Source organism: Pedobacter sp. GW821-FHT01D05 (genome assembly GCF_059422505.1).
In genome coordinates this window covers 245,207-259,752 of record NZ_JBWKXA010000001.1, presented here as the reverse complement: position 1 = coordinate 259,752, position 14,546 = coordinate 245,207, and the positions used below count along the sequence as shown (strand labels likewise).

General features: G+C 40.4%; 8 protein-coding genes. 3 read left to right on the top strand and 5 right to left on the bottom strand.

What is annotated here, in order from left to right:
- Nucleotides 1-3: 3 nt before the first annotated feature.
- From AC07VK_RS01025 to AC07VK_RS01005, 5 genes are all read right to left on the bottom strand, one after another.
- Nucleotides 4-2,907 (bottom strand): exo-beta-1,4-galactosidase, encoded by a 2,904-nt coding sequence (locus AC07VK_RS01025; protein WP_492957705.1) that lies wholly within the window; start codon nt 2,905-2,907, stop codon nt 4-6.
- Nucleotides 2,908-3,001: 94 nt separating this feature from the next.
- Nucleotides 3,002-3,796 carry a rhamnogalacturonan acetylesterase gene (locus AC07VK_RS01020; RefSeq protein ID WP_492957703.1) on the bottom strand — a complete coding sequence of 265 codons (795 nt, stop codon included), beginning with the start codon at nt 3,794-3,796 and terminating at the stop codon, nt 3,002-3,004.
- Between the two features lie 211 nt (nt 3,797-4,007).
- Entirely contained in the window at nt 4,008-4,772 is a 765-nt protein-coding gene (locus AC07VK_RS01015; RefSeq protein ID WP_492957701.1) for a rhamnogalacturonan acetylesterase, read from the bottom strand.
- The gene (locus tag AC07VK_RS01010) at nt 4,769-6,679 is read right to left on the bottom strand and encodes a rhamnogalacturonan lyase (protein WP_492957699.1); all 1,911 of its coding nucleotides are present in this window, start codon (nt 6,677-6,679) and stop codon (nt 4,769-4,771) included. Before AC07VK_RS01010 ends, AC07VK_RS01015 begins: the two co-directional genes overlap by 4 nt.
- A gap of 55 nt (nt 6,680-6,734) precedes the next feature.
- The gene (locus tag AC07VK_RS01005; protein WP_492957697.1) at nt 6,735-9,137 is read right to left on the bottom strand and encodes a carboxypeptidase-like regulatory domain-containing protein; all 2,403 of its coding nucleotides are present in this window, start codon (nt 9,135-9,137) and stop codon (nt 6,735-6,737) included.
- A 465-nt stretch (nt 9,138-9,602) separates the two neighbouring features.
- On the opposite strand from AC07VK_RS01005, the gene AC07VK_RS01000 reads away from it, so the two are divergent.
- The 3 genes from AC07VK_RS01000 to AC07VK_RS00990 are packed head-to-tail and all read left to right on the top strand — an operon-like array spanning nt 9,603 to nt 14,101.
- A complete protein-coding gene (locus AC07VK_RS01000; protein WP_492957695.1) occupies nt 9,603-11,606 on the top strand; it encodes an alpha-L-arabinofuranosidase family protein in 2,004 nt (667 codons plus the stop codon).
- A 13-nt stretch (nt 11,607-11,619) separates the two neighbouring features.
- Complete coding sequence (locus AC07VK_RS00995; RefSeq protein WP_492957693.1) at nt 11,620-13,161, top strand: alpha-N-arabinofuranosidase; 1,542 nt, start codon at nt 11,620-11,622, stop codon at nt 13,159-13,161.
- Between the two features lies 1 nt (nt 13,162).
- The gene (locus AC07VK_RS00990) at nt 13,163-14,101 is read left to right on the top strand and encodes a glycoside hydrolase family 43 protein (protein WP_492957691.1); all 939 of its coding nucleotides are present in this window, start codon (nt 13,163-13,165) and stop codon (nt 14,099-14,101) included.
- Nucleotides 14,102-14,546: the final 445 nt, after the last annotated feature.

The following is a 14,546-nucleotide window of genomic DNA, read 5'->3' as shown; positions in this document are numbered from 1 at the left end:
ATCTTAATTGGTTTTTGGTTTTACTTTTAACTCATCCGGACTATCTTTTGTAAAGGTATCGAACTGAATTTTCGACGGGCTTTCGAAGATATCTTTCACGGTATTAAAAGCCACTTCATATTTTGGATTAAACCCGGCAGACATCATATATTGCTGTAAACTGAAATAAAGTTGCTGCGCGGCAGGTGCATCTTTTAAATCAGGTGATAGATTGGCACTCGAAACCACCAATTTCCCCTTACCTACTTTTGCTTCGAAAACCAGTGCCAAACGGCGGTTCAAAAACCAGGTATCAATTGGTTGAATAATTGGTTTAAATCCCGAAGGGAAATCTTCAAGGTTCATCACCTGCGATTTGTTTACGATTTCCCACCACTGCATATCGCTGTGAAAATCGGTCGGAAAATTATTAAAAGCGGCGTGTTTTGGATCACATAAAATACCTAAAGTGTGTGGCGGGCGCATTTTGAACCACGAGGTATTCCAAAAAACAGGTAGGAAAGTTTGCACCACTTCTTTTCCTTTCACTACTTTGCCTGCTGCATTGAGAAAGACATTGCCTCCCTCGGCCAAAACAGATTGGGCTTTGTCATCTAAACTGGTACAGTAATATACATTGCTTTTAACCTGTGGCAATTGCACAGGGTAAACCCAGAAACTCCAGTCGTTGGCAAATTCAGTTCCATCAATGGTAATCTCCAGTTTTAGTTTTGTTGCTTTTGTAATATTATTTAACGGAAATTTAATTTCTCCGATGGTAATACAATTGGTAACTGCTAAGGTTTTAGGACTGAAACTGCCTTTTGCCACATTTGTGCCACTGTCATCTTTGAGTGTCCAAGAGAGTTTTGCATTTTCAATTGGTGCCTTTCCAAAATGTGCCACTTCTACTGCAGCTGCTAAGGTTTCGTTATTGGTAAAAACAAATTTTGAAACTTTTAGCAAAGGCACTGTACTGTTAGAAAAACTCTTGAATTCTTTAGCTGTGATATAACCCTTTTCATCCCAAAACGCATCTAAAATGCCAACAAGTGCTGTTCCCTGTCCTGGGTAATCATTTAGCGACAATAACTGGTAACCATTGTAATTCGGCGTTCTCAATGCTTTTTCGATTTCATTTTTATAACAAAGGGCCTGTAATTTACCCGAAGCCATTAAAAAGTCATGCCCTTGATCGGCCATATCGTGGTCTTTAAGATCTTCCTGAAACATTTCGAAGTTTTTCGCACGATAAACACCAGTATATTTTTTTATTTCAACGAAATTAGGGAAAGCACAATACTGTCCCATTTCATGTGCTACAAAAGGCACGTTAAACTGTTCGATCTGTTTGGCATAGGTAGAAATACTTTCTGGTTTTCTACCCCAGTCTAAACCCCTGGCACCTGCACGCACCATATATTCATTGTTTTGAATAACTGGCCAGCTGCCACCAACCGATGCCCCAGTGTACAATCTTCTAGAATCTTTAGCTTTCCAATAATTATTGAATTTAGTAAGGTACTCCACTTGCTTTCCCCGTGGTTCGTTGCCATAGGCCATCATGCAAAAGGATGCATAATTGCCATAGCTTTTAGCCATGCGATTGGTTTCGTCGTAGATAAACTGGTCGATTGGTTTTCCATCTCCGATAGATGTACCGTGATTGGCCCAGCTTGGTCCTTCTGGCTGAAGGTAAAAACCGACCTGATCGGCAGCAATAAAAGCTGCTTCTGGGGGGCAAAACGAATGAAAACGCATGTGGTTTAACCCGTGAGCCTTTGAAATTTTAAAAATGCGTACCCATGCGGCAACATCCATTGATGGATAACCGGTTAACGGAAATTCGCAATTATTAACAGTTCCGCGTAAAAAAACCGGCCGGCCGTTAATTTCAAAAGTTCTGCCTACGGCTTTAAACTCACGCATACCGAATTGTAGCTTTTTCTCGTCTTTTTTACCATCTTTCAATAGTAAAGTAGCTGTTAAACGGTACAATGCCGGATCGAACTCATCCCAGGTGGCTATTTTATCGCCCATTGGCAAATTGATTTCCAAAGCACCGTCACCATTTGTAATTTGATAAACTGCGGTTACAGGCTTAACCTGAAGTGCATTTTTGGTATTGAAAGTTGTAGCAGTAAGCGTAATTTTTCCGGTGGAGGATTGCTTAGCATTGGCTTTAAGCTGGATTTTAACCTTGGCCGATTTGTTCTTTAAATCGGGGTAAACCTGAATATCTTCAAAATACACGGGAGAGCCGGCCACCAGTTCCATTTTACCTACTACACCATTCCAGTTTCCCTGTGTATGGTCGGTTAAACTATGTGAATCCTGCCCAACATTTATGGTCTTGATGCGATTGTCTATTAAGAGCGTTATCGTATGTTTTCCTGCTTTTAAATTTGCCGGGAGTTCGAAATTTTGCGCAACTACAAAGGTATACTGTGTTCCAATTTCGATATCATCTATCCAAACCTTTGTTTCTGAATGAGGATATTCTAAAGATAACACCAGTCTTTTACCCTTCCAATTGGCAGGAATTTCGATATCTTTTTGATACCATGCTGCGCCTGTATAATGTTTGGCAGGAGTTAACCAGAAAGGTATTTTCAGGTTACCTGGTTTACGGTATTTTTCCAAACGGGGATGAAAAAAGTACGAGCTATCGTAAATACTTCCAGTCCATTTTGTTTTAAGGGTAATGTCATCGCCCTTTAAGTTTTCGGCCATTGAGCCTGGCAGATTAACGGATTCGGGAAGAACGGTTGAGTACCATTTTCCTTTAACCCCTTCATCTTTAGCATCAATTTTGAAATGCCATTTGCCAGCTAGCGAAATGCTTTGGGCATGTATCTGCGTGATGCTTAAAAATATAAAAGCAATGCCGATCAGCACTTTGAAAACCCGGTTAACCTGTATATGCATAAAATTAGACGGTTTATCACCGCTGGTATTTGGTTAGGCGGTTAAAATAATATAATATTGGCAGTAAAGCATCCTGTAGTATCCTGCCCGATGGTTATTTCAGGTAGCTATTCAGTTTATTGTTTTTTAATTTCTTCAGGCCTTCTACAACAGCTGCTGCATTTAACTTCGCTCCTGCTTCGTTAGTATGCGTATGGTCTTTCTCGGTAAAAAAGGTCTTCACTTCAGTTGCGCTTAAAGTGGCATATTTATCTTTAATGATCTGGTTTAATGGAATAAAATCGACTTTTTCGGCCTTTGCGACTTCTTCGGCCCAACCTGCATAACTATCGTTGGCTAAAACGATAACATTATCTTTAACCGGATTGCGCGGAATCGGTGAACATATAATCGCTGTTGCGCCTTTAGCTTTAATATCGCTGATAAATTTGCGCAGGTACCAACCATAAGTATAAACCACTTCTTGCTTTTTCTTAATCGGGTTATAAATTTCTTTACTTTCCGTTCCGATGCCTTTTATGGTACCACGGGCACGGGAAGTATCGTCTAATGGGCTGCTATCATTATGACCAAACTGCATCATCACGAAATCTCCTTTTTTCACTTTTGCCAAAACAGCATCCCACAAGCCATTGGTTTGAAAAGTACGACTGCTGGTACCGCCAAGTGCATCGTTTTCGAGATTGATTTTCTCGGAATTAAATAAATTTCCGATAAAACTTCCCCAGCCCCATAAAGCGCCGTCGCCTTTACCTTTTCCATTTTTAACGGTCGAATCGCCAATGAGGAATAAAGTGGGTTTTGCCTGCTGTTTTAAGATGATGCAGGAAGAAAAAATAATGAATGCTGCTAAGAGAACAATGCTTAAATATGTTGTTATTGGTTTCATGCTTAGTTTATTAAATTTACCGTTAGCGGTTTGATTAAACAGATTATTTTGGAATCGTCATTTCGAGCGGAGGGCAACGAAGTCGAGAACCCGAAGGCTCAGCGAAGCTAAATCTATCTAGATAGATCTCTCCATTCCGCTATGCTACAGTCGAGATGACGCATTTTTCGGTCATTGCCTTTGGTCTTTCAGCTTTAGTCTTTCTCCTTTATTAAAGCAGGTACTTTTTCAAATTACAGTCTTTTAATTCCCTGATTCCTTCTACAACAGAGGCCGCGTTAACTTTTGCGCCTTCTAAATTTGTGTGGGTATGGTCGCCCGGGAAATACAGTTTTACCTTATCCGGACCGAGCGCATCATATTTATCGGCAGTTATTTTATTCAGATCAATGAAATAGGCATTTTCTTCTTTGGCTACATCAGCGGCCCATTTCCCAAAATCGTTATTGGCTCGAACTACTTTACCATCTTTAAAAACATTCCTTGGGATCATCGAAAGTACAATCGGTGTAGCGCCTTTTGCTTTGGTTTCGCGCACAAATTTGCGGATATACCAACCGTAAGTATGTACGGTTTCTACTTTTCCATCGGGCCAGGTTAGTACTTTGGTTTCTTCACCGGTGCCTCTTAGCACCCCTCTTCTTCCTGCTTTTGTGGTATCAGGAACACTTCCATCGTTGTGACCGAACTGCATGGTAACAAAATCACCCGGTTTTAATGTTTCCAAAACTTTGTCCCACCTGCCCTCCGATAAAAAGGTGCGGGTACTTCTTCCGGCCATGGCATTATTCTCTACATGAATTTTTGTCGTATCAAATAAGGACGCAATCGGTGTTCCCCAGCCCCAGGTTTCTTTGTTTGAGTTGCGGACTGTAGAATCGCCAATGGTATGAAGAGCGGGTTTATGCTGCGCAATAAAGGCGAAAGATGAAATGATGATGATCATTCCCGCCAGGATAAAGCTATATTTTTTCATTCTTGTTTGGTTAAAATCTGTTTATGGTACTCAATTAGTTTAATATTTGGCTTTGGTGGTTTATTCATATCGTCGCCCATATAAAAACTGGTATGTGGGGGCTGATTATAGCCCACATTTTGCCATGCAATACTCAAACGGTATTGCGGATCGTGCATGAAGGTATAAAAACGGTGCGTTGTTGGAATGGTAGTGGTAAATATCCTCAATTCGCTGGCGTCGGCGGTGCGATAAATCACTTCTTCGCGCCAATCACCTAAAATATCAGCCGATAAAGCCGGGGTTGATTTAGTGCCATTGTTTGATAAACAGTTATATATCCTTGCATTGAGCAACCTAACCGTTTTGGTATTTTCGTAATCCCATTTATCGATAGCCGTAGCATTTAGAATTTCACTCTGGCAATCCCCATCCCAAAAAATACCAAAGTTAATACTCGGGGTAATCGACGAAATTTTGTTTCCCTTAGCATCGAACATTCCGGTTATGCCTGCACCTGCAACCCAGCATTCTGAACCTCTATACCTTGGATCGATATTTAAAGCTAGTCCCCTACCAGGTCCTTCGCCATCTTCGCCGGCTTTTACAGATGCTTTCTTCCATAATATTTCTCCGGTTCTGGCATCCCTGAAGCTTGCTCCGGCATCAGAAAATTTTTCCTGAATATCAAAAACCTCTAATCCTGGTCGGTCCGGATCCAGATCGCCAACATGTAATGCATCTCCGTGCCCTAAACCAGTGGTGTACAAGCCCTTTCCATTATCATCAATGGTCATGGCACCATAAATAATTTCATCTTTGCCGTCATTATCTACATCTGTAATGCTTAAATTATGGTTTCCCTGCCCGCTATAGCCCTTATTTCCGGGTTCGCCACTGTCAAAAGCCCACCTTTTGTGCAGGTTTTTACCTTTAAAATCCCAAGCGGTAATAAAAGTTCGGGTATAGTAGCCCCTGCTCATAATTAAACTGGGATGTTTTCCATCGAGATAAGCTATTGCAGCCAAAAAACGGTCCATTCGGTTTCCATATCCATCACCCCAGATTTTTTTTAATTCTTCGGTTGAGGGTTCGAGATTTGGCGAACGTGGGGGATTAAACTGCGCGGTGGTAATTTCTGCTCCGGTTAAGCCATCAAAAACAGTTAAAAACTCCGGCCCTGCTAAAATGTATCCATTTTTGTTCCGCCAATCTTTAGTGGTATCGCCTATAAACTTCCCTTTTCCGTCCATAGTGCCATCAGCTGTTTTACAGGCAACTTCTGCTCTGCCATCTCCATCTAAATCGTACACCATAAATTGGGTATAATGCGCGCCCTCACGGATATTCTTTCCTAAATTAATGCGCCATAAAAACGTACCATCTAATTTATACGCCTCCAGTAAGGGATCTGTTGTGATACCCGCCTGCGAGTTATCTTTTCCTATACCCACCTGGTGTAAAACAATTTCATATTCCCCGTCGCCATCTAAATCTCCGACCGAAACATCGTTTGGGGTATAACCTGCCTGTGTTTTTAAGGGAATAGATAAATAAGGTTTTGCCTCCGTATTTTGATGCAAGGTGAAAGCAGCACTTTCTGTGTTTTCTTTCCCATTGATAATGGGTTTTACAAACCATTGATTTTCAACAGTAAAATCTATCTTTTTATCCGTAAAAATTGTTGCTCCGGTTATTGGTGTTTTATTCAGTTTTACAGGATCTGAATGGTTTGTTCTCCTGTAGAGATTAAAAGCAATGTCATCGGGATCGGTACCTAAAACCCGCCAGCTGACAAAAACACTATCGCCAGGCATGTGTACGGCCACAACACCTCTGCCGAGCGTTTCCATTTCACGTTGAGCGAAAAGCTGAGTAGTACAGAATAAGCTAATAATGAAGCAGGATGCTATAATGGTTTTAATCATAAAGGCTTATAATTCTAATTAAAATATAGGGTTGATTCATAGCTTATCTAATTGGTTATTGAACTTTATAGACTGTTTTGGCCGCTACAGCCACTCCTTTATCAGTAATTCCATCTGCTTTGATCAAAATATCGGCTTTGTTATCTCCGTTGAAATAAGTGATGGTTGCTTCGCCGTTTTCGTTGGTTTTTACAGCTGGGGACCAAAAAATAGTGGTTCGTAAATCTTTATTTGGTGTTGCCGGACTGCTATAATTTGGTGAATAGAAAGTCCTTGCAGCATAATAACCATTTAAATTGAGGTTTAGCAAGTCTAAATTTGGTCCACGCAAGGCCTCATCTTTCAAATTTAGGCTAATCAGGTACACATCTTTTCCAGTACTATTTAATAAATGCTGAATTCGAACCTGGTTAATCTGATCCATAGTTAAGCTGTAGTAATCTAAGCGTTCGGTAAAGAGCTCCTCTCGGTTATTTACCTTAATAACAGGCCTAACTTTTTTTCCGTTGGCGAGAAAAGTGACTCCTTCGTTGCCCAAACTATCGTTTTCTTCTGCCGGATAACTTCCTTTAGCTTTTGTTAACAGGAAATGTTCCAATCCCTTGTAAGAATAATCGGCTGCCGTAATGTTGAAAACTTCCTCGGGATACCCGAATGAGGTAAGTACATCCTGAAACAGCACCACCTTGTTATTTTGAGCGGCTTTAATCTCAATATCGTTTAAACTGATCGAATCGCCAAACTTGTAAGTACGGTTATAATCCATGCGTTTACCGATTTCTACGTTCAGGGTGTTCGAAATTCCAGATGAAATCGTTTTTAAAGGTGCTAAATTTAAAGGTTTAATCAGCGTATCAATCTGCAGCCAGCCACCTTTTTTCCCTTTATCATCTTTTGATGAAATTTTCACCGCTTGATTGCCATACCAGCTGAGCCCATCCAGAAAATATCGTCCGCTCTGATCGGTTTTCGTCGTAAAGATTTTATTGCCTGTAAAATTGGTGCCAAACAGGGTAATGTTCATATTCGGAATGGGCTTATCGGCCAGTTTCTCTCTTACCAATCCTTTAATTGTGATGCCAGGCTCAGGCAAATAACTTATTTTAATGGCCGAATCGGCCAGTTTTCGCCAGATATAATCTCTCCAGCCCTGGGTAAGCAACAATAAGTCGAGCTGTTTTAAACGAGATGGATTTTTAGCATCAAAATATTGTGCAGCGTTTTTAATATCTCCCTTAACCTCCGATTGCAGCATCAGATACGAAACAATATCATTTCCATCATCCGGAATAAGTCCATCAACAGCAGCTAAGGAAAATGCCGTTTTAGCTGGCTGACCAAGAAAATTGGTTGCTTTTACCCTAATAAGCACTTTCTCTCTTGGTTTATAAGCTGTTTTGTTTGGGGTTATCGAGAAATTGACCTTATTTTCGTCTTGTATAAAAATAAGCCGTTCACAATGAGGTCTGTTCTGGTCATCTAGCAAGGTTATACTTGCAATACCATTAGGAAAACCTTTTGTTGGGATAGATACCGATACTGTAGCTTTAGTTAATTTGATCGATCCGGAATAAATATTATCGCTGGCATGTTTAATTACGAGCGTAATGCTTTTATCCTTCAACTCGCCAAACATCAACGCGTTGGCACTAATACTTGCTTTGATATTTAAAGAATCGGTAGTAATATGTAATGAGAGGCCTTTTTTAAGGCTTAAGGGCATTTCAGACGAAAATTTTTCTTTGCCATAAAAGCCCTCAACCTTATATTTCTCATCCGCTTTGGGCGTAAAAGCAAAAATGCCCATGCCCGCATCGGTACTTTGAAAAGTAGTTACGGTATCGCCTTTTGACGAAATTATACTACCTGTAGCTTTAATCCCGTTCCCAGCATCATCATTGGTTTTAAAGGCCACAATACTGGTTAATCCTTCAACCAGCGAGCCGCCCTCCGGAAAAAATGCAATCGATTTTTTCGAATTGGAAACATCTGTTTTTTTGACCGGATTACGCGTAAAATAAGAAGCGTTTTCGACAATATTATTGCTAATGTGGATCCGTTTCTGGAAAACAAAATCATCACCAAAGTTTCGCATCCAATTGGTGTAAGCCCTAATGCCGTACCAACCAGAAGGAATAGAATCTTTCAGCTTAAAATCTCCCTTTCCCAGTCCACCATCCAACCTGATCATTTTCCGGTCTAAAACTTCCGATTTTGGCGAAAGCAGCTCCACATATAAATTATTGCTGGTAGCGGTTAAACTGCTGCTTTTTCCATTTACCAAATAGGCGCTAAACCAAACATCTTCTCCAGTGCTGTAATAACTGCGGTCTACCTGTAGGTACGATTTCTCAAAAAAGAGTTTAACCGATTGTTTATCTGCAGCTTTTTGTTGCGCCGAACCACAGAGGGTTGCTGCACTTAAAAAGCCAAGCAAAGTATATTTTTTAAGATTCATAGTCCTTTTATCAAGCATGTGAACCAGCTATTTTGCACATAGAAGCCCTGCTGATTAAAATAGTCAATATTTGAATACTGAAGAAAAGAAGGCTCATCATGTGTTATTGGTTAGTGGATCATACGGCCACTGGGTAGCAGCCATTAAATGATTCATGTCGAATGTAAATAGTATATCTTTAAGGTGCATCCTGTAGTATCCTGCTTTTTGATGATGACAATATGTTATAAGAAAGATTTTAAAGGTTTCGGCAAAATAAATTTTAAACATCAAGTAAAAAGTTACTTTACTAAACCCTTTTACTACCTCCATCACTATTTCTGTTGCTTAGATCATTTTCCCTAATGCTAAGATTGTAGAATTTATCGACAAAATCAGCAATGAAGAAAAAAATAAATGTTCAAATGACGTTTATTATTTTAAATATTTTACTTTTACCATTAGATCTTCCAAATATTAAACCGTATGAAATTAAATTACCCTGTAAAAAGTGTGTTTTCGGCATGCATAGCGTATGCTGCAATTGGAATTGGATATATCCCAGAAATGCAGGCGCAAACTGCAAAAGTAATCAAAGTTAAAACAGACCATTCTATTGCCAAGGTGCAGCCGAATATGTGGGGTGTTTTTTTTGAGGATATTAACTTTGGTGCTGATGGCGGCATTTACGCCGAACTGATCAAAAACCGCTCTTTCGAATTCGCAAAACCGCTGATGGGCTGGACCATCCAACGCAAAAGACCACAGGAAGGTGAAATTTTGGTGGTAAACCGCAAGGAAGTAAACACCGCCAATCCAAGGTACCTACAGGTAAAAAAACAAACTGACGATTTCGAACTGCTAAACGAAGGCTTTAAAGGTATCGGCGTAAAAAAAGGGCTTCGCTACGATTTTTCGATCATGTACCGTCAATCAAAGCCTGGGGTTAAACTCGTACTATTATTAAAAGATGCGAACAATAAAATTATCGGACAGGGAAGTTTAACACCGGACCAAACGGGTGGCGACTGGAAAAAACAATCAGCAAGTTTTACCGCTACTGAAACCGATCCAAAAGCTAAGTTCTCAATCTTATTTCAAGGAAATGGAAACATTGATCTGGATATGATTTCGCTGTTCCCTGGCGATACCTGGAAAAACCGTCCGCAAGGATTAAGGGCAGATATGGTGCAATTATTAGCCGATATGAAACCAGGTTTTATCCGTTTCCCAGGCGGCTGCATTGTGGAAGGAACCGATCTTGCCAATCGTTATCAATGGAAAAAAACCATTGGTCCGATCGAAAACAGGCAATTGATTATGAACCGCTGGAATACTGAATTTGCCCACCGCCCGGCACCAGATTATTACCAGAGTTTTGGTCTGGGGTTTTTCGAATATTTCCAACTGGCAGAAGATATAGGTTCGGATGCATTACCGATATTAAATTGCGGTATGGCCTGTCAGTTTAATTCAGCTGAAGTAGCGGCTCTTGACGAACTCGATCCTTATGTACAGGATGCTTTGGACCTGATCGAATTTGCCAATGGCGATGTAAGTACCAAGTGGGGAAAAATGAGGGCTGATCTTGGTCATCCAAAACCTTTTAACCTAAAAATGATGGGTATTGGAAACGAAAACTGGGGGCCACAGTATCTGGAAAGAGTAGCCATTTTCACTAAAGCCATAAAAGCTAAATATCCAGATTTTAAACTGATCAACAGCTCGGGTACCGATCCTGAAGGTGATCGTTTTAACTTACTAAATACCACTTTAAGAAATAACAACGCCGATTTTATAGACGAGCATTATTACCGCCCTGCCGATTGGTTTTTAAAAAATGCTGGGCGTTACGATAATTACCCAAGAAACGGAAGCAAGATTTTTGTTGGTGAATACGCCGTTCATGCGGATAAAAATTTTGTTGGCAGCAACAGAAACAACTGGCAAAGTGCGTTGGCGTCTGCTTCGTTAATGACAGGCTTGGAACGCAATGCCGATGTGGTACAAATGGCTTCATACGCGCCACTTTTTGCCCATATTGATGCCTGGCAATGGGCACCCGATATGATCTGGGTAGATAATTTAAAATCGTACGGAACACCTGATTATTATGTACAGAAACAGTTTTCTACCAATAAAGGAACCGATGTAGTTTCGATTACGCTTGATGAGAAGAACATTATCGGCCAGGATGGGCTTTACGCTTCTGCGGTAACCGATCAGCACAAAAAAGAATTGATCATTAAAATTGCCAACAACTCCGATCAGGCACAAAACATCGATTTCGACCTGGAAGGAAAAATGAAACTAAAAAGCAAGGCCACTAACGAAGAAATAGCAAACAGTAACCTAAATCAACTCAACTCTTTCGAAAATCCCGAAGCGGTTAGCCCCCAAAAAAACGCCATCAACCTAAAAGGTAAAAAACTCAACATCACTTTAAAACCTTATTCTTTTAACGTTATCAAAATTCCATTTAACCAATAGATTTAACGAGATCATGATGAAAAAACTTATCTTATCTGCTGCTGTATTCTGCAGTTCTATTTTAGTGCATGCACAAAGCGAGACCCAGCTAACCATTAAAGCTGCTGGTGATCAGATGGTGAGCAAACACATTTACGGTCATTTTTCCGAACATTTGGGCCGCTGCATTTATGATGGTTTTTGGGTGGATGAAAATTCGACTATTCCCAATAAAGGAAGAATCCGTTTAGATATTGTAGATGCTTTAAAGAAGATAAAAGTTCCAAACCTGCGCTGGCCAGGCGGCTGTTTTGCCGATGAATACCATTGGAGAGATGGCATAGGGCCGAGAAATCAACGTCCGAAAATGGTAAATACCAACTGGGGCGGCGTAACTGAAGACAATAGTTTTGGTACACACGAATTTCTAGACCTCTGTCAGATGCTCGATTGCGAACCTTACATTGCAGGTAATGTGGGCAGCGGAACCGTTGAAGAAATGGCCAAATGGGTAGAATACTTAAATTTTGATGGTGTAAGTCCGATGACGGCTATCCGCAGCCAAAATGGTAGAGAAAAACCATGGAAAGTTTCTTTCTGGGGTGTGGGTAACGAAAGCTGGGGTTGCGGAGGAAACATGACGCCTGCTTATTATTCCGATTTATACCGCAGGTATGCCACTTATGCACGTAATTATCCGGGCGCTCCGCTAAAAAGAATTGCCAGCGGTGCAAATTCCGACGATTACAACTGGACAGAAACCTGCATGAAAAACATCGGCAACCAGATGTGGGGATTAACTTTACACTATTACACCATCCCAACCGGAAACTGGGGCAAAAAAGGATCAGCTACCAAATTTGATGAGGCACAATACTTTTCGACCATGAAAAACTGTTTAAAAATGGAAGAACTGGTAACCAAACACTCAGCAATAATGGATAAATACGATCCTGAAAAGAAAGTGGCCTTAGTGGTCGACGAATGGGGAATCTGGACGGATGTAGAACCTGGAACAAACCCTGGTTTCTTGTATCAACAGAACAGTTTACGCGATGCATTAATTGCTGGCACCACTTTGAATATCTTTAATAACCACTCCGATCGTGTTAAAGTAGCCAACCTGGCACAAACTATTAATGTTTTACAGGCCTTAATTTTAACCGAAAAGGATAAAATGATCTTAACCCCTACTTATCATGTTTTTGATCTGTACAAAGTGCATCAGGATGCCAAATATCTACCGATTGCCTTTACCAGCCCTGATTATACTGTAGGCGATCAAAAAATTCCGGCTTTAAATGTTTCTGCCTCTCAGGATGCAAACGGCGCTATTCATATTTCGTTGGTAAACTTAGATCCAAACAAGAAAATTGCCTTAAGTACCGTTTTAGATGGTTTAAAATGGAGCTCCGTTACCGGACAGATTTTAACCTCAGCCAAACTTACTGATGTAAATACATTTAGCGATTCTAACAAAGTACACAATGCAAAATTTACAGGCGCAAAAAAATCAGGAAATTCGCTTAAAGTTGAGTTGCCTGCGCAATCGGTTGTGGTACTCGAATTAAAATAAAATGATGAAAAAACGCATATATCTTTTTATAATCTTACTATCGGCTTTTTTTAATGCCCAGGCACAGTCGAAAAAGGAGGTTTATCTCTTTGCATATTTTAAAGGTAACGGGGAAGACGGGTTGCACCTGGCCTATAGTAACGATGCATACAAATGGACCGCGCTTAAAAATGACCAATCATTCCTAACACCTAAGGTAAGCAAAGATAAATTGATGAGAGATCCTTGTATTATCCGAGGAGCTGATGGCTTATTTCACATGGTTTGGACAGTAAGCTGGAAGGATAAAGGTATTGGTTATGCCAGTTCGAAAGACCTGATTAACTGGAGCGAGCAGCAGTTTTTACCGGTAATGGCTAAAGAAGATGCTGCAAGAAATACCTGGGCACCTGAAATCACTTATGATAGCCGCACCAAAACTTATATGATTTATTGGGCTACAACGGTTACAGGCAAGTTTAATGAAACGGCCTCAACTGAAGAAAGCGGTTACAATCACAGAATGTATTACGTTACCACCAAAGATTTCAAAACCTATTCGGAAACTAAACTGCTTTACGACCCAGGTTTTAATGTAATTGATGCTACTATTGTAAAAAACGGGAAACAGTTTATTATGTTTTTAAAAGACGAGACCCGCGAGCCTGCTCAAAAGAATATCAAAATAGCATATGCCGATCAATTAATTGGTCCTTACAGCAAGGCGGGAAATCCAATTACGGGAAATTATTGGGCCGAAGGACCAACAACCTTAAAAATTGGCAATAACTGGATGGTGTATTTTGATAAGTACCGCGACCATAAATATGGCGCAATCCAATCTGCAGATTTAAAAAACTGGACCGATGTTTCTGATAAAATCTCCTTACCAAAAGGTTTAAGGCACGGAACCATATTAACAATTAAGAAAAAAGAACTGGAAACCTTATTAAAGCAATAAAACATGCTAAAGAAGTATAAAACTTTCTCAAACAAGATCCTGAAACAAGTTCAGGAGGACGATCGCATTGGATAATCCACCCGTGATCTGTGTCCGCACAGACTACTTTGTTAAATCACATCAATTTACCTGCCACGCGTCATGCTGAACTTGTTTCAGCACCCCATCAAACTTGGTATAAAACTCCATAATAGATCCTGAAACAAGTTCAGGAGGACGGTCGCCTTTAATTCATCGTCATTTCGACCGCAGTGGAGAAATCTATCTTGATAAATCTCCTCCACGCGTCATGCTGAACTCGTTTCAGCACCCCATCAAACTTGGTATAAAACTCCATCATAGATCCTAAAACAATTTCAGGAGGACGATCGCCTTTAATTCATCGTCATTTCGACCGCAGTGGAGAAATCTACCTTGATAAATCCCCTCCACACGTCATGCTGGG